Annotated in this window: 10 protein-coding genes; 4 read left to right on the plus strand and 6 right to left on the minus strand. The window is 68.2% G+C overall.

Translation table 11 applies throughout. The annotated features are described in order from the left end of the window. Positions 1–16: 16 nt before the first annotated feature. Genes OHB24_RS42325 through OHB24_RS42340 form a run of 4 tightly spaced genes read right to left on the minus strand, consistent with a single transcriptional unit; the run spans position 17 to position 7,368 of the window. Positions 17–2,905 carry a glycoside hydrolase family 2 TIM barrel-domain containing protein gene (locus OHB24_RS42325; RefSeq protein ID WP_327636626.1) on the minus strand — a complete coding sequence of 963 codons (2,889 nt, stop codon included), beginning with the start codon at positions 2,903–2,905 and terminating at the stop codon, positions 17–19. Beyond that, positions 2,902–4,899 carry a beta-galactosidase gene (locus tag OHB24_RS42330; protein ID WP_327636627.1) on the minus strand — a complete coding sequence of 666 codons (1,998 nt, stop codon included), beginning with the start codon at positions 4,897–4,899 and terminating at the stop codon, positions 2,902–2,904. Before OHB24_RS42330 ends, OHB24_RS42325 begins: the two co-directional genes overlap by 4 nt. A 57-nt stretch (positions 4,900–4,956) precedes the next feature. Then, positions 4,957–5,958, minus strand: coding sequence for a LacI family DNA-binding transcriptional regulator (locus OHB24_RS42335; protein WP_327636628.1), 1,002 nt, complete (start codon positions 5,956–5,958; stop codon positions 4,957–4,959). Positions 5,959–5,982: 24 nt separating this feature from the next. Then, complete coding sequence (locus OHB24_RS42340; RefSeq protein ID WP_327636629.1) at positions 5,983–7,368, minus strand: glycoside hydrolase family 28 protein; 1,386 nt, start codon at positions 7,366–7,368, stop codon at positions 5,983–5,985. A gap of 156 nt (positions 7,369–7,524) precedes the next feature. Between OHB24_RS42340 and OHB24_RS42345 the strand changes: the two genes are divergently transcribed. Genes OHB24_RS42345 through OHB24_RS42355 form a run of 3 tightly spaced genes read left to right on the plus strand, consistent with a single transcriptional unit; the run spans position 7,525 to position 11,595 of the window. Next, entirely contained in the window at positions 7,525–8,916 is a 1,392-nt protein-coding gene (locus tag OHB24_RS42345) for a glycoside hydrolase family 28 protein (RefSeq protein WP_327636630.1), read from the plus strand. A 10-nt stretch (positions 8,917–8,926) separates the two neighbouring features. After that, a complete protein-coding gene (locus OHB24_RS42350) occupies positions 8,927–10,324 on the plus strand; it encodes a glycoside hydrolase family 28 protein (protein ID WP_327636631.1) in 1,398 nt (465 codons plus the stop codon). Then, entirely contained in the window at positions 10,321–11,595 is a 1,275-nt protein-coding gene (locus tag OHB24_RS42355; RefSeq protein WP_327636632.1) for a glycoside hydrolase family 28 protein, read from the plus strand. Before OHB24_RS42350 ends, OHB24_RS42355 begins: the two co-directional genes overlap by 4 nt. Positions 11,596–11,634: 39 nt before the next feature. Here the strand turns inward: OHB24_RS42355 and OHB24_RS42360 are convergent, their stop codons facing one another. Together OHB24_RS42360 and OHB24_RS42365 are read right to left on the minus strand one after the other, a co-directional pair. Then, positions 11,635–12,867, minus strand: coding sequence for a hypothetical protein (locus tag OHB24_RS42360; RefSeq protein WP_327636633.1), 1,233 nt, complete (start codon positions 12,865–12,867; stop codon positions 11,635–11,637). Between the two features lie 6 nt (positions 12,868–12,873). Then, a complete protein-coding gene (locus tag OHB24_RS42365) occupies positions 12,874–15,306 on the minus strand; it encodes a pectinesterase family protein (RefSeq protein ID WP_327636634.1) in 2,433 nt (810 codons plus the stop codon). 180 nt (positions 15,307–15,486) lie between these two features. On the opposite strand from OHB24_RS42365, the gene OHB24_RS42370 reads away from it, so the two are divergent. Further along, positions 15,487–16,512: a LacI family DNA-binding transcriptional regulator gene (locus OHB24_RS42370; protein WP_327636635.1), complete on the plus strand. Its 1,026-nt coding sequence runs from the start codon at positions 15,487–15,489 to the stop codon at positions 16,510–16,512. Positions 16,513–16,549 lie beyond the last annotated feature (37 nt).

Genomic DNA, 16,549 nt, shown 5'->3' on the forward strand with positions numbered 1-16,549 from the left:
AGATTCGATGCAGCTCTCAACTGTATGGGTGGAAGGTAAGGGTGAACGTGTAGGGCGCTACTTCGAGGGTGTGGTGCTGCGTGGCGGATGGGCCGCAGGAGGCTGAACCTAGGCCGTTCTGGGCCAGGTCGAGGTTCAGGTAGATGTGGTCGTGGGGGGTGAGGTCCGAGCGGTGGCGGGCGCGTTCGAGGTCTTCGGTGGTCCAGCGGCGGGCGGTGAGCTGAAAGTGCGGCGTACCGGTGACTCGGAAGCCGTTGCCGTTGGCATCGGTCAGTTCGGCCCAGCGGACGTCGATGCGGGATCCGTTCTCCTGCGGTACAACGTACGGCGTCTGCAGCTCGTCTACGGTGCGCACGTAGCGTCCCACTCGGGCTGTCTCGCGGCTGTCGGCGTACGCCTCGCCGGGGCCACCTCCGTACCACTGCACGTTCTCTAGCGTCTCAGGGAGCGTTAGCCGTACGCCGACGCGCGGCCAGCTGCCGCAGCGTGGTGTGACCGCTGTGCCGGCCCACTCTCCCTCTGGCTGTACGTCGATTGTCAGTTGGAGGCCGTGGTCGTTGGCGGTCCAGTGGTACGTCGTACGCACGCTGACGCCGAGGCCTTCGGGGGCGACTCTTGTGCGCACGACTAGCTCGTTGTCCTGCGCTTCTACGGCGTCGACTCGGTGTAGCAGGCGGTCGAGTCCGGCGGCGCGCCACTCCTGGGTTACGCCGTTTCGGCCGCCCTGGCCGTTGTCGTTGTCGGTTGGGGCACGCCAGAGGTCGAGCTCGGGGCCGTCTACCACCTGTCCGAAGAGGCGGGTCAGCTTGCCGGTAGTGCGGTCGAACTCGCCTCCACCGAGAGTCAGTACGTCCCCGGTGTCCACTACAGGAGCTCCCGAGGGAGCAGGTGCCTCGGCGGGTTGGTTCAGCACGAACTGCGCCCAGGCGACCTCATGTCCCGCAGTAGCCCATGCTTCGTCCTTCGCCAGCACCGCACGCACGGTCAACACTCGTTCTCCGCTGGAAACTAGACCAGCACATGCGGCGGGTGGGAGGGGGATGGTGGTGGATTGGTTTGGGGGGATTGGGGGGAGGGGGAGGTGGGCCGAGGCCAGTTCTATTCCGTCCTGCTCGAGGGTCCAGTCGAATTCGAGGTCGGTGGTGTCTGTGTAGGTTCGGTGGTTGTGGATGGTCAGGGGGTCTGGGCCCGTGATGCGTACTGGTTCCAGGACCTTCTTGTATTCGGTGAGGCCTGGGGACGGGGTTCGGTCGGGGAACAGGAGGCCGTCGATGCAGAAGTTGGTGCCGTGGAGGCGTTCGCCGAAGTCGCCGCCGTACACGTGGTCTGTTGCGCCGGGCAACAGCAGGCCGTGGTCGATCCACTCCCAGAGGAAGCCGCCCTGCAGGCGCGGGTAGCGCTCCAGGATCCGCTGGTAGTCGGCCAAGCCACCAGGACCGTTGCCCATGGCATGGGCGTACTCGGCGAGGATGAACGGCAGGGCGCGCCGCCTGGCCTCCAGCGAAGGGTGTTCAGCGGTCTCCTCCGGTACGTCCTCCGTGCGCGTCCCGATCGCCTCGAGATCCTCCAGCGGCGGGTACATCAGGCTGTAGAAGTCCGAGAACTCGTACGTCCGGTCCCGCTCGTAGAACACCGCCCGCTCCGGGTCCCGCTGCCGCGTCCACACCGCGAGCTCGCCGAAGTTCCGGCCGCGGTGGCTCTCGTTGGCAAGCGACCAGATCACCACACTCGGATGGTTCTTGTCGCGCTCGACCATCCGGCGCATCCGGTCGAGCATCATCGGCGCCCAGTCCGGGTCGTCGGCCGGGTTGCCGCGCCAGTCGGTGTAGATGAAGCCGTGTGTCTCGATGTCGCACTCGTCGATCACCCACAGCCCGAGTTCGTCGCAGAGGTCCAGGAACGCCGGGTGGGGTGGATAGTGCGCGGTCCGTACGGCGTTGATGTTGTGCTGCTTCATCAGCACCAGGTCCTGCCGCATCGCCTCGACCGTCATAGCCCGGCCGCGCCGCTCGTCGTGTTCGTGCCGGTTCACGCCGCGGAAGAACAACGGCTGACCGTTCGCGGTGAACAGACCGTCGACCATCGCCACGGTCCGGAACCCGATCCGCAGCTCGACCGTCTCCCCCGGCACCTCGACCGTCGCGTCGTACAGCCTCGGCAGCTCGGCCGACCACGGCTCGACTCCACTGATCGTCACCGGCACCCCAGGCTCAACGACCATCCCGAGCTCAGGAACCCGCACAATAGCGCCCGGCCCGGTGTCCGACGTTACGTCGACTCGTAGCGTGCCCGCGCCTGTCAGGTGGTCGTACGACGCGTGGACGAAGACGTCGTCGATCAACGGGCGCGCGAGCAGGGTCACGTCCCGGAAGATGCCCGGCAGCCACCACATGTCCTGGTCCTCGAGGTACGAACCTGACGACCACTGGTGGACCCGCACGGCCAGCGTGTTCTGCCCCGGCCGCAGCAGATGCCCGACCGTGAACTCGCTCGGTAGCCGGCTCCCCTTCGCGGTCCCGGCCTCGACGTCGTTCACCCACACCTTGAAGCACGAGTCGACGCCCTCGAATCGCAGTACCGCACCGTCGATCGGCCAGTCGGCCGGCAGCTCGAACGTGCGGACGTGATCGCCCGTCGGGTTCGCGTCCGGCGCGTACGGCGGATCGATCGGGAAGGGGAAGGCGGTGTTGGTATACCGCGGTCGGTCGTGTCCCTGGAGGACCCAGTGCCCGGGAACGGTCAGCTCGCCCCAGTCCGGTTCGAGCTTTGGCATACCATCCGGCGCGCTCTCCCAGAGCTTGAAGTTCCAGCGCCCGTTCAGGCTGATCCGCGGCCGGGACGACCGCAACCACGCCCGCGGTTCGCGCGCCCCGGTGCTCGGGGTCAGATCCTCGAAGTACCTCACTGCGCCTCCTTCAGCACCCGAACGTCCCACGGCCCCAACTCAACCCGCCCCGACTCCACAGGAACCGGCGGCTCGACTGTCACCGGCGTACCGGACCAGTTGTGGATGAACCACAGGCGCTCCCCCGCCGCGTTCACCGCCGACAGCGCAGTCACCGACGGAGCCCACAACCGCGACTCCCCATACAGCGCCGCGGCCAAAGCAGGATCCGGCACAGTGCCGACGTACGTCACTCGCCCAGCACCGAACCGCTTGCTGGTGACGATCGGCCGCCGCCCGGTCGGATGCTCGTACGACGCCAGGACGTCGGCATCGTCGACGAGCAACGTCTCCGCCCATCGCGTCGCGTGCCCGGCCAAACCACTCACCGGCATCGCGGATTCCAGGTTCTCGAACTCCTGGTATGCCATTCCGGCCGCCTCCCGCAACCGCGGCGGAGCAACCTCAGCACGGGGCCGCGCCTCCAGATCCGCATACCCGGTCCGCGGCCCGACAATCAGATGCCCACCGTCCCGCGCATACGAGACCAACCGATCCAGCACCGCATCCGACGCCACGTAGAGCCCCGCGGCAACAACCACCGGAGCCGACAACGCAGCCTCGAGCCGCTCGACCGGCACAACCCCAGGTCGCAAGCCGGCGTCCAGAATCCCCGAGTAGAAGGCTTCCACGATCGTCCGGTACGACGCCTTGTCCGGTATACCGCCCCGCGTCGCCAACGGCGGCTGGCACTGCATCGCCCAGTCACTCTCGGTCGACCAGAGCACCGCGACGTCCACATCAGGCGTCAGATCGACTACAGACGACCCGGCCGCCGCCAACTCGGCCCCAATCGCAGCGATCTCGCGGTATACCCGCCCCGGCTCCAACCCGTGCCCGAGAATCCCGCCCCAGAACGTCTCCGCCCCGTGATGGATCGAGTGCCAGTGCCAGTACTCGACCATCCGTGCGCCACGCGACACCATCGCCCACGCGAGCTGCCGGAGCTGCCCGTCGTACGGTGGCCGGTTCTGGTGCGCGCCGCCGATCGACGTCGCGTTCGTCTCGGTCACCAGGAACGGCTCCCAGCGCGACCCGTAGATCCGATCCGCGGCCAGGAACAGCTCGGCAACGCTCCGCCCGATCCACCCCGGCTCCAACCGCGATGGAACCCCAGGCCGGGCCAACCCGTCCTGCACGTCGACGTAAATGTTGCCCGCCGCAACGTCCAGCTGCGAGGTCAGCGGTACGTCGGCCACCGCCGGCCGGTCGTACGCGAGGCACGTCGTCACGAACTGCCCCGGCCGCCGCAACCCGCGCAGCACCGAAGCCTGCCACCCGATGAACTCGGAAGTCCGCGCTGCCTGGAACCGCCGCCAGGCCAGGTCGTACGACGGCGTGCTGTTCCCGTCCGGCCGCCACAACTCAGACCAGTCGCTCAACCGATGCGACCAGTACGTCAACCCCCACGCCTCGTTGAGCGCCTCGACGTCGCCGTACGTCCGACGCAGTCGAGCCACAAAGTCGTCGAACGCGGACGCGTTGTGGGCCAACAGAACACCGGGCTCGTTGTCGACCTGGTACCCGATCACCGCTGGATGATCGCGACAACGCTCCACGATCCGCCGAACCACCCGCTCCGCGTGGAACAGGAACGCGGGCTGCCCGTAGTCGATCTCCTGCCGAATCCCCCACGGCACCGGCGCACCGCTAGACCGCTCGGCTGCGATCTCCGGGTGCGCGCGTTGCAGCCACGGCGGTACGGCGTACGTCGGCGTACCCAGGATCACGCCGATCCCGCGGTCGCGGGCGCCGTCGAGCACCGGGCGGATCCATTCGAGGTCGAAGACGCCGTCCCGTGGTTCCCAGGTCGACCAGACCGACTCCCCGACACGGATGGCGGTGATGCCGGCCGCGACCATCAGGTCCAGGTCGGTCGGGACCCGATCACCGAGCGAGCGCGGCAGGTACTCCGGGTAGTAGGCCGTCCCCAGCACGACATGTGGCGGCAGCATGCGTCAACGCTAACCGACACCACGACACTCGTGCAATCGTTTGCACACAGGGAATTCTCAGCGGATGCGGGCTCTCCGCCTTGCCGGGCCGGTGCTGGCGCGCACGACGAGCTCCGGCGTGAGCAGGTCCGGCGCGGGCCAGTCGGCGCCGCCGAGCCGCTTGGTGAGCTGCTCCCAGGCCAGTTCGCCCAGCCTCGCCCGCTCGTTGCGCAAGGAGGTCAACGGCGGCCGCGAGTACGCCGCGATCGGAATGTCGTCGTACGACGCGACCGACAGCTCGGACGGCACCTCGACGCCGTTGTCGTACATCCAGCTCAGCAGGCCGATCCCGACCAGGTCGTTGAACGTGATCACCGCGGTCGCCCGGCTGTGCAGGACCGTCGGCCCGGCGTCGTACCCGTGGTTGCCGGACCAGCCCCCGTCGATCTCGTCCAGAGTCACATCGAGCGCACGCGCCGTACGACGCAGCGTCCGGCGGCGCTCCCCGTCGGACCAGGAACTGGCCGGACCGCCGACATACAGCACCCTGCGATGGCCGAGACCAGTGAGATGCTCGAGCAGCAATCGCGAGGCGGCGCGGTAGTCGATCGCGACCACGCCCGCGTTCTTCACCGTGCGGTTGATGCAGACCACGGGCACCGGCTGGGCCAGCGCCTTCTCCAGACCGGCGCGGGTCAGGCGCGAACTGCAGAGCACCAACGCGCCGGAGTAGTCGACGAGCTCGTCGACGAGACGCAGCTCCTCGGCCGGGTCCTCGCTGCTCTCGCCGATCAGCAGCCGGTACCCGCCGGCGCGCGCGGCGGCGTTGAGGCCCTTCAGGACCTCGGAGAAGAACGGGTTCGTCAGGTCCGGCACCGTCACACCGACCGTCAGCGGGCGGCCGAGCTTGAACTCCTGCGCCCGCTTGTCGGCGCGATACCCCAGCTGGCCGGCCACCGCGCGCACATGCGCGACCACCTCGGGCGAGATCAGGTCGGAACCGTTCAGCGCCCGCGACACCGTCGAGACCGAGGTACCGGCCTCGCGTGCCACGTCGATCAACCGAACCCGTTCCGCCACTGTCTTCCCCTCAGCCTGAGATCCTTACGTCTGGCCGATCCGCACGTTCCGGATCGTCACGTCGTCGGCGTACTGTACGACAGCTTCCGCCGCGACCTCGTCGAACCGGCTGTCGGTGATCGCCACCGAGGTGATGTGCTTCGTCTCCGCTCCCACGATGCGGTAGGCCCGCTCGGCGCGGGCCACCCGGACCCGGTCGAAGCGGATGCCGCGCACGTCCGGGAACAGCGACTGGTCGCCACCTCCCTGGTAGCTGAAAGTAACCTCCAAAGGACGATACATCCAGGCCCGCGAATCCACGTCGCGGACATCGACATTGTGCACATAGCCACCGCGGGTCGAGGTCGACTTCACGCAGAGCAGCCATTGCAGGTACGCCTCGTCCGCGGCCGGGTCGGCCGGCGCGTGCAAACGGCGTACGAACACGTCCTCGACGCCGCCGCTCATCTCACTACCGACAGCGACCGCGGCGCCGCCGCTGAGGAACGTGCAGTCCTCCACGATGATCCCGCGCGACGGCAGCCCGAGCCGGCGGCCGTCGGCGTCCCGGCCGGACTTGATCGCGATGCAGTCGTCGTGGGTCGCGAACGTGCAGTCGCGGATCAGTACGTCGGTGCAGGACTCCGGATTGCAGCCGTCGCCGTTCGGACCCAGGTTGCTGACGGTGACGCCCCGGACGGTCACGTTGCTGCACTCGAGCGGGTGGATCGTCCACATCGGCGAGTCCTTGACGGTCACGCCCTCGATCAGCACGTTCGTGCAGCGGAACGGCTGGATGAAGCTCGGGCGGAGGTAGTGCCCCTCTCCGAAGACGCGCTGCTCGACCGGGACCTGCTCGTTGTTCATCCGCTCGAGCTCGCCCCAGTCGGCGCGCTGGTTCGGCAGGCCGGTGTGCCAGCCGTACTGCCCGCTGCCGATCAGGTACCACCAGTGCTCGTTGTCGCCGGCGCCGTCGAGGACGCCCTTGCCGGTGATGCCGATGTCGGTCTGCCCCTCGGCGCGGATCAGCGACGAGTAGTTGTACACCTCGACGGCCTGCCACCGCGTCCGCACGACCGGCAGGTACGCCGCCGGATCGGTGCTGAACCGCAGCGTCGCGCCTTCCTTCAGGTGCAGGTCGACGTGGCTCAGCAGGTTGATCGCACCGGTCTGCCACACCCCCGGCGGTACGACGACATGTCCGCCGCCGGCCTGATGGCACGCGGAGATCGCCGCCGCGATCCCGGCAGTCGCGTCGTCGGGCGTCGCGCCGTACGCCGTGATCGGGAACCAGGCGTCCCGGAACCGTGGCGGGCGGATCCGCGATCTGACGAGAGCCTCCCGATCAGCGGCGGCCGCGGGCAGTCCGATGCCTGCAGCAACCACTCCTCCGAGTGAGACACCGAGCAGCTGACGACGAGTGGGACGCATAGCACAACCTTCCTCAGGGACGGATGAGGTAAAGCTTTGCCCGCAAGTATCCAAGAGATTTCAGGCCGGTCAAGTCTTTGTCCACAGTCACCCGTTGACAGTCCAACGCGCGACGGGCACGATCGGTTGCAATCGTTTGCACGCAAGGAGCCGCGGATGACCGCCCCCGTTAGTCGCCGTACTGTCCTGCTCGCCGGTGGAGCTGCTGTATCCCTGTTCGGCGGCGGTACCGCCCTGGCCGCCGCCGAAACCGGACCGGACGCGCAAGTGGCCGCGATCCTGCGCAGGATCCGCCCGCCGCGCTTCCCGGACCGCTGGTACGACGTGACCGACTTCGGCGCCGTCGGCGACGACGCGACCGACTGTACGGCGGCACTCCGCGCAGCGATCGAGACCTGTCACCGGCGCGGTGGCGGCCATGTCGTCGTACCGGCAGGTGACTACCGGACCGGCGCGGTACATCTGCTCAGCCGCGTCGACCTGCACCTGGCGGCCGGTGCGCGACTGGCGTTCAGCCAGGACCCGGCGGCGTACCTTCCGGTCGTCGCGACGCGCTACGAGGGGACGGAGTGCTACAACTACTCCGCCTTCGTCTACGCGTACGGTCAGCGCGACATCGCGGTCACCGGGCAGGGCGTGCTCGACGGACGCGCCGACGCGACGCACTGGTGGGACTGGACCGGCGGGCCGCCGCCGAACGAGGGACCGGACAAGACGCTGCTGATCCAGATGGCCGCGGCAGGCGTTCCGGTCGAGGAGCGGGTCTTCGGCGCGGGTCACAACCTCCGGCCGAACCTGCTGCAGTTCAACCGCTGCGAGAACGTCCTGCTCGACGGCATCACGGTCAAGGACTCGCCGATGTGGAACATCCACCCGGTGCTCTGCCGCAACGTCACGATCCGCGGCGTCACGGTCGACAGCCCGAACGGCCCGAACAACGACGGCATCGACCCGGAGTCGTGCACCGACGTCCTGATCGAGAACTGCACGATCTCCACCGGCGACGACTGCATAGCGTTCAAGTCCGGCAAGGACGCCGACGGCCGGCGGGTGAACGTGCCGGCCCGGTACGCCGTCGTCCGGAACTGCGAGATGGCCGACGGGAACGGCGGCGTGACGGCCGGCAGCGAGACCAGCGGCGGCGTGATGGACATCTTCGTCCGCGACTGCCGGATGAGCAGCCCGCACCTCGAGCGCGCGATCCGGATCAAGAGCAACCCGGACCGCGGCGGGACGATCACGAACATCGACGTACGCCGGGTCACGGTCGGGCAGGCCGCCGACTCGGCGATCGAGATCGTGCTCAACTACGCCAACGTGACGACCGGGGCGTACCCGCCGGACGTGCACGGCATCACGATCAGCCAGCTCACCGTGGCCTCCGCGCCGCGGGCCCTGAACCTGCTAGGCCTCACCGACGACCCGCTGCGCGACATCCGCCTGCACCAGTGCCGCTTCGACGCGATCACCGAGGACAACGTGATCGAGAACGTCGAAGGTCTGCGCCTGAACCAGGTCTGGATCAACGGCGTCCGCGTCGACAACTGAAGGAGCCTCCATGGACAACCTGAGCCGCAAGAACTTCCTGAGACTGACTGCTGGAACCGCTCTCGTCTCTGCGCTGAACACGAATGTCGCCGAGGCCGCTCCGCTGGATCCCGGTCCGGGCTGGGGGCACGTCGGCGAGATCCTGCGTCGCACCCGGCCGCCCCAGTTCCGTGCCCGCGACTTCTCGATCACCACCTTCGGGGCGATCGCCGACGGCACCACCCTCGCCACGGACGCGATCGCGAAGGCCATCGACGCCTGTCACCGCTCCGGCGGCGGGCGCGTCGTCGTACCGGCCGGCACCTTCCTCACCGGCGCGATCCACCTGAAGTCCAACGTCAACCTGCACGTCTCGGACGGCGCCACGCTGCTCTTCAGCACCGACCCGACGCAATACCTCCCGGTCGTGCTGACGCGCTTCGAGGGCCAGGAGTGCATGAACTACTCACCATTCATCTACGCGCGCGACTGCGAGAACATCGCCGTCACCGGGACCGGCACGCTCGACGGCGGCGCGACCTGGGACAACTGGTGGTCCTGGGTCACGCCTTCCGGCCCGGACGCCCAGGCGCTGCAGCAGATGGCGGCGGACGGCGTACCGGTGGAGGAGCGTGTGTTCGGCGACGGCCACCACCTGCGCGCCGCGTTCATCGAGACCCAGTCCTGCTGCAACGTGCTGATCGAAGGCGTCACGATCCTGCGTTCGCCGTTCTGGGAAGTGCACCCGGTGCTGTCGCGGAATGTCACCGTGCGCGGCCTCCACATCGACAGCCGCGGGCCGAACAACGACGGCGTCAATCCGGAGAGCTCGCAGTACGTCCACATCCACGACTGCACGTTCAACTGCGGTGACGACTGCATCGCGATCAAGTCCGGCAAGGGCGCCGACGGTCTGCGGATCAACGTTCCGTCGGAGAACATCCTGATCGAGAACTGCACGCTGAACATCCGGTACGGCGCGATCACGATCGGCAGCGAGATGACCGGCGGCGTCCGGAACGTGTTCGTCCGCAACTGCACGATCGGCAGCCCGAACCTCTACTTCGGCCTCTACATCAAGACGAACTCGGTTCGCGGCGGTTTCGCCGAGAACATCTACCTGCGCGACCTCGAGATCTCGAACCTCACCAAGGAAGTCGTGTCCTGCAACTTCTACCGCAGCGAGGGCGACGTCGGCCCACTCACGCCGCGGGTGCGGAACGTCGAGCTGCGCAACGTCACCGTCGGCCACGCCCGGAACGCGTTCTCGATCTTCGGGTACCCGCGCTCGCCGATCCAGGACTTCCGGCTGATCGACTGCACGTACACCAGCATCGACGCCGCGAGCTCGATCCAGGACACCCAGCTGACCTTCCAGAACTTCCACGTGAACGGCCAGCTCATCACCGATCCGGCGCAGCTCCTGTGACGGCCGGCTGGGCTGAGGCCGACCGCATCCTGGCCGAGGTCCGGCCGCCTGTCTTTCCTGCTGTCGACTTCCCGATCACGTCGTACGGCGCGGTCGAGAGCGACGCCGGCCCGGGGATCGCGGCCGCCATCCGAGCCTGCCACGACTCCGGTGGCGGGCGCGTCGTCGTACCGCCCGGCGAATGGCGCACGGGGAAGATCCACTTGCTGTCGTATGTCGAGCTGCACGTCAGCGAAGGCGCCACGCTGCTCTTCAGTAGCAATCCGGCCGACTACCTGCCGGTCGTGGAGACCCGGTACGAGGGGCTCGAGGTGCTCAACCACTCCCCCATGATCTACGCGAACGGCTGCACCGACATCGCGATCACCGGCACCGGGACGCTCGACGGGCAGGGATCGTGGGACACGTGGTGGCAGTGGTTCCACGAGTGCCACGAGGACTTCAGACGACTCCGCGAGCAGAGCTGGTACGGCGTACCGCTGGCGGACCGTGATGCCGGCGACCGGCTGCGGTCGTCCTTCGTACAGCCGTACAACTGCACCAACGTGCTGATCGAAGGCGTGACGGTGGTCCGTTCACCGTTCTGGCAGATCCACCCGGTGCTCTGCCGCAACGTGACGATCCGCGACCTGGTCATCGACTCGCAAGGACCGAACAACGACGGCATCGACCTCGAGTCGTGCCGTTCGGTCGTCGTCTCCGGCTGTGTCATCGACGCCGGCGACGACTGCATCGCGCTCAAGTCCGGTCGCGAGGCGGACGGCCTGCGGGTCGACGTACCGACCGAGGACGTGCTGATCGAGGACTGCGAGCTGCGGGTCAAGTACGGCGCGATCACGCTCGGCTCGGACCTCACCGGCGGCATCCGCAACGTGTACGTCCGCAACTGCCGGATCGGCGGCCCGTACTTCGCGTTGTACATCAAGACGAACGCGGTCCGTGGCGGGTTCGTGGAGAACGTCTATCTGCGCGACGTCACGGTCTCCGAGGTCTCGAAGGAAGTTGTCCAGTGCAACTTCCACCGCGGTGAGGGTGAGGCCGGCCCGCTCACGCCGTACGTCCGGAACGTCGAACTGCGCGGCGTGAAGGTCGAGCACGCGCGTAACGCCCTCCTGCTCCGCGGCTACCGGAACTCGAGGATCGAGGACTTCCGGCTGGTCGACTGCGATTTCACCGTCGACCAGCCGAGTACCGTCCAGCACGCGGCACTCACCTTCGACAACGTGACCGTGAACGGGCACTCGGTGAAAGACGTTCACCAGATCCGGTAGCCGGAGGGGGAGGTCGCGGTCGCCCTCCCCCTCACCCCGTCACGGCAGGTGCGCGCAGTGGGTGTCCAGGTCCCACAGGATCACCGACAGCGCGTACGGACTGATCGTGTGGTCGCCGTGGGTCGCGTCCTCCAGCAACTCCCAGTGGCCGTTCGACTCGTTGCTCACCGCATCGGTCCCGATCACGGCGATCCGCTGGCGCACCGCGGCCTCGTACGACCGGTGCCCGACGCCGTTGAAGCAGCAGTCGTCGAACCGGTTGAGGATCTGGATCTGGCGCCGGTGCCGCCCGACCGACGCGAGCGCGTAGAAGTCCGGGAAGTCGGCCAGTCCGTAGAACCCCGGCTGCATGTCCAGCCGCTGCTCCCAGTCGCCGCGCGTCGGGCTCGGCTTCGGCGACCCCGGCCGGACGAAGAACGGCAGCGAGCCGGCCGTCGGGTACGAGCGGGTGATCCGCGTGTCCAGCGCCGGGTACACACTCGTCGCCCAGCCACCGCCGGACAGCCCGATCATCTGCACCGACGACGGACGGTACGTCGCCTGCACGTAGTTCATCGCCACGGCCAACGGTGTGAGGAACAGTGCGAGCGGCGAGTACGTGTCCGAGGCCCACTGCGGGAGGTCGTTGTGCGACGGCTGCAGCTGCTGGGTGGGGTCGGCCGGGTCCTGCAGCGTCTTCGGGTTCCAGTGGTAGAAGGGCATCGCGAACAGCAGCACGGTGTACCCGTGGTCAAGCAGGCCCTGTGCGACCCGCTGCATCGTGTCCAGACCCTCACCGTGCCCGTTGTGGTAAAACGCGACCCGCCGGTGGGTGCTCTGCGTCGGCTCGAGTACGAACACCGTGGCGACGTACCCGAACGGCATCGCCACCTCGAGCTTGTCGTAGCGCCGTACGCCGGTGAACTCGGGCAGCTCCTGTGGCACTCCGACGTTCCGCCGTACCGTCGGCAGCCCGGTCGGCAACACACCGGTGTCCTTCCACACCTGCGCGACCAGCTGCGGCCGCAGCGCGTCCGCGTCGGCGACGGTGTGGATCTTCATCAGCTCCTCGACGTCCACCCCGACGACGACCTGCGGCAGCGTCTTGTACGTCGCCGCGTGGGCGGCCGCGATCTCAGCGTTGACCGGTGCAACGGGCCGCGGCGCCGGACGCGGCTGCACACCGCCCGCCGGGACCTCCTCCGCAGCCGCGTCGAGCGGCCATCCGGTAGCACTGCCGGCAGTCACGGCGAGAGCACCTCCGAGAATGGACCGGCGATTGACGTTCTTCATGATGGATCACCTTTCGAGGCGGGGAACGACCGGGTGCCATCCGCCGAACACGAACGACGGGTCGCGCAGCTGCGCGGCCTCCTCGTCGCCGAGCTGCCGGGAGCACGCCAGTCGTGTGGTGGTGTCGAGCGGCTGACCGGCCAGGTCGGTGCTGTGGTACTCCCAGAACCGGATCTGGCCGGCGGCCGCGCAGTCGTTGGGGCTGGTGATCTGCCAGCCGCTCTTCTTCACGTGGCTGTCCATCGCGGAGTCGATGAAGACGGCCTGGCTGGTCGGGAACCGGCTGAGCTCGGCCCGCGCCAGGAACACGCTGTCGTCGGCCACCTCCGGCGCGCGCGTCAGCCGCACCCGCACGAAGATGTTGCCGGGTCCGTTGTCGATGTTGCGGACCTGGTTGTAATAGCCCTCGTGCAGCGCCTTCAGCTCCGAGTCCTGCATGAACACGCCGCCGGTCCCCCAGACGAAGTCCACGTCACCCTCGACGTAGCTGTTCGTCACGAACGCCTGTCCTTGCAGGCGGAGGCTGTCCTGGTACCCGAGGATGCGAACCCGCGCCAGCACGATCCGGCTCCCGTTCCCGAAGAACGCCTCGGCCTGCGACCCGCGGTACGGCGCGAGGTTCTGTACGGTCACGTCCGTCATCGTGAAGTCGTCGGCGAAGACGCCCATCGCGGACCGCCAGCAGTTGAAGCGATCCGACTGCGGGATGACGCGGCGCTGGCAGTAGGACTGCTCGACCGGGACGCTCCCCATCGCGGAGTCGCCGTTGAGCAGGTTGTTGTTCGGGTACCCGATCACGGTCCGGCCAGCACCCGCACCGCGGATCGTGAGACCGGGCTTGGTCGGCGGCACCCAGACCAGCTCGCGGTAGAGACCGGGCGCGACGTCGATCGTCGCCTGGTGGCCCTCGCCCACGAAGTCGATCGCCGCCTGCACCGTGCAGAAGTCCTTGCCACGTCCTACGGTCAGGTGGCTGTCATCCTTCGGATCCTGTCGGGTGCGGAACCGCCAGCCGTCGGCCTTCGTGATCCCTGGGTCGCCTTGCACGAACCCGGGATCGATCGTCACGTAGTACACCTGGCCGGCCTTGAGCCGCTGATGCGGGTAGATCGTGACGGTCCTTTTGTCGACCACAATCGCCTGGTACGTCCACGTGTGCAGTTCGCCGTAGTCCGTGCGGGCGTCTCCGACAGTCCGCTGGTACGACGTGAGCTCTGCCAGGCTGATCGTGTCGACGACGTCGCCGTTCGCCGCGTGGATGTTCAGCTTTCCGGTCACACCGAGGCGGACCGGGCCCTGGTAGGTGAGGCTGAGCGGGGTGTCCGAGCAGGTCGCGTCCTCCTTCGGCGCGAGTTTCGGCGTACCGCTGGGGCCGGTGGACCAGCCGGTCAGGCGTTTCAGCACCGCGGTGAGTTTGGTCGCGGCGACCTGGTGACCTTGGACGTTCGGGTGCGTGCTGCCGTTGAAGTCGTCCGGTCCGAGCCAGCCCGTCGTGTCGACGTACACGATCCGACGGTCCTTCGCGGCCGCGACCGCTGCCTTGATGTCGTCGGCGTGCGTGCCGTTGAAGGGGCGCAGGGCGACGATCAACGCCTGCGGGTCGGCCGCGCGGATCTTCCGCAGATAGGCCAGGTACGCGGGGGTGAACTCGGCGCTCGTCGACGCCGCGTCGTTCGTACCGAAGTTGACAACGACCGCGCCGGGATCGAAGGGTGCGGCCGGGAAGCCGGCGAGGTTCCAGCCGAACGACTCGGACGCCGTACCGACGTTGCCGTGGCCTGGCTGGATGATGCCCTGCTTGCCGAAACCGACCTGGTTGGTGTCCGCGCCGAACGTCTCCCCGACCAGGTGCGGGTACGCCTTGGTGCCGTCGGCGCAGTCGGTCCCGAGCTCGGCGCAGAGCGCCATCACACCCTGCGTGATCGAGTCGCCGTAGAACTCGATGCGGTGCTCGGCGGTCGTCTGCAGCGGGATCAGCTTGGCGTCCGGGGCGAGCTCGATCTTCTCCAGGACGACACCGGTCTGCAGCGGGACGTTCCAGCGGTTCTCGTACTCGTCGACGTCCTTGACCACGATCTCCGCGGTGTGCGCGACCGTCGGGTCGAGGTCGTCGGCGAACACCTTGTGGTCCGCGTCGGCCTTGTGCAGTACGGGCGCCTGGCCGTCGATCGCGACGTACAACTGGGCCGGGACGGTGATCGACGCGGTCTCGAGCAGCGCGCCGAGGTGCGAGCCGGTGAACCTCAGCCGGACCGAGGAGCCGGAGTTCACGGTGATCGCGACGTCGTCGTCACGGCCCCAGTGCCCGTCGAGCTCGATCCGCGGGTCGAACGGTCCGTACGTCGCCGGGTTCGCAGCCGTTGCTGTCGTTGCCGACATCGTCAGAAGGCCGGCTCCGGCAAGCAGGACCAGACACAAGCTCAACAGGCGATTTCGCACGGTGCTCTCCTCGCGCGGGCCGCCGCAACAGAAGCCCGGGGCGGTGGGCGGGTAATCCTTTTCCCGGCAACCGTTGCAGGCCGGCGAGGCGGCGTCAAGGGGTCGGTGCAGCAAATCGGGAAAAGGTTTACATCGCTCTGTCGGCAGCGATCTGCGCTGGGATCATGGTCCAATGGGCCGGTGAGACGGAATCGATCTTCGGAGGCGACGAGTGAGCGGGCGGCCCGCGCCACGATCCATGACGTGGCGCGGCTGGCCGAGGTGTCGACGGCGACCGTGTCGCGGGTGCTGAGCGGCGGCAAGCCGGTGTCGCCGGAGGTCGCCGACCGGGTCCGCGTCGCGGCCCAGGACGTCGGGTACCGTCCGAACCCGGCGGCCCAGACACTGTTGCGCGGCAGCAGCCGCACGGTCGGCGTCGTCGTACCGGACCTCGGCAATCCGTACTTCGCCGAGATCCTCAAGGGCGTCGCCGCCGAAGCCGCCGCCACCGATCATCACACGCTGGTCGCGGGCACCGAGGAGGACCCGGAGCAGGAGTACCGCTCCGCGATCGAGCTCGCCCGCTGGGTCGACGGGCTGCTGCTGTGCGCGCCACGGATGAGTACGCCCCGCCTGCGCGAGGTCGCCGAGGCCGCGCGCCGCCTCGTCCTGATCAACCGGGTACTGCGGCACTCCGCGGTCGGCTCGGTCGTGGTCGACTACCACCTCGGCGTCCGCGCACTGTGCGAGCACCTCGCGTCGCTCGGCCACAAGCGGATCGCGTACCTGCAGGGCCCGACCGCCGCGTGGTCCGATCAGCAACGCCAACGCGGCTTCCGCTCCCCGGAGGCGTCCGGTCTCACGATCTTCCGGGTGCCGTGCGGCTCGACGCTCGTCGACGGACGGGACGCGGTGGACGAGGCGCTGACCTACAAGCCCACCGCGATCATCTGCTTCAACGACCACGTCGCCGTCGGCGTCCTCAGCCGCCTCCGCGAACTCGGCCTCTCCGTCCCCGGCGACATCTCCGTCGCCGGCATCGACAACGCCCCCATGAGCGCCCACACCGACCCCGGCCTCACGACGTACGCCGTCTCCACCGTCGAACTGGGCCGCCAAGCCTGGGAACGCTTCACCCCCCGAGTAACCACCGCCACCACCCACGTCCAAGGCGACCTGGTAATCCGCGCCTCCACAGCACCCCCACCCCACCGCCCCCGCCGCTAACCCACCCCACACCTTGTACCGCTGGATGCCGGGTTGT

The sequence above is a fragment of the Kribbella sp. NBC_00482 genome (assembly GCF_036013725.1).
Classification (GTDB): Bacteria; Actinomycetota; Actinomycetes; order Propionibacteriales; family Kribbellaceae; genus Kribbella.

What these genes read in the sequence shown, in the direction of transcription:
- OHB24_RS42345 (WP_327636630.1), top strand. Translation starts at nt 7,525, where the DNA reads ATGACCGCCCCCGTTAGTCGCCGTACTGTCCTGCTCGCCGGTGGAGCT.
- OHB24_RS42350 (WP_327636631.1), top strand. Translation starts at nt 8,927, where the DNA reads ATGGACAACCTGAGCCGCAAGAACTTCCTGAGACTGACTGCTGGAACC.
- OHB24_RS42330 (WP_327636627.1), bottom strand. Translation starts at nt 4,899, where the DNA reads ATGCTGCCGCCACATGTCGTGCTGGGGACGGCCTACTACCCGGAGTAC.
- OHB24_RS42360 (WP_327636633.1), bottom strand. Translation starts at nt 12,867, where the DNA reads ATGAAGAACGTCAATCGCCGGTCCATTCTCGGAGGTGCTCTCGCCGTG.
- OHB24_RS42340 (WP_327636629.1), bottom strand. Translation starts at nt 7,368, where the DNA reads ATGCGTCCCACTCGTCGTCAGCTGCTCGGTGTCTCACTCGGAGGAGTG.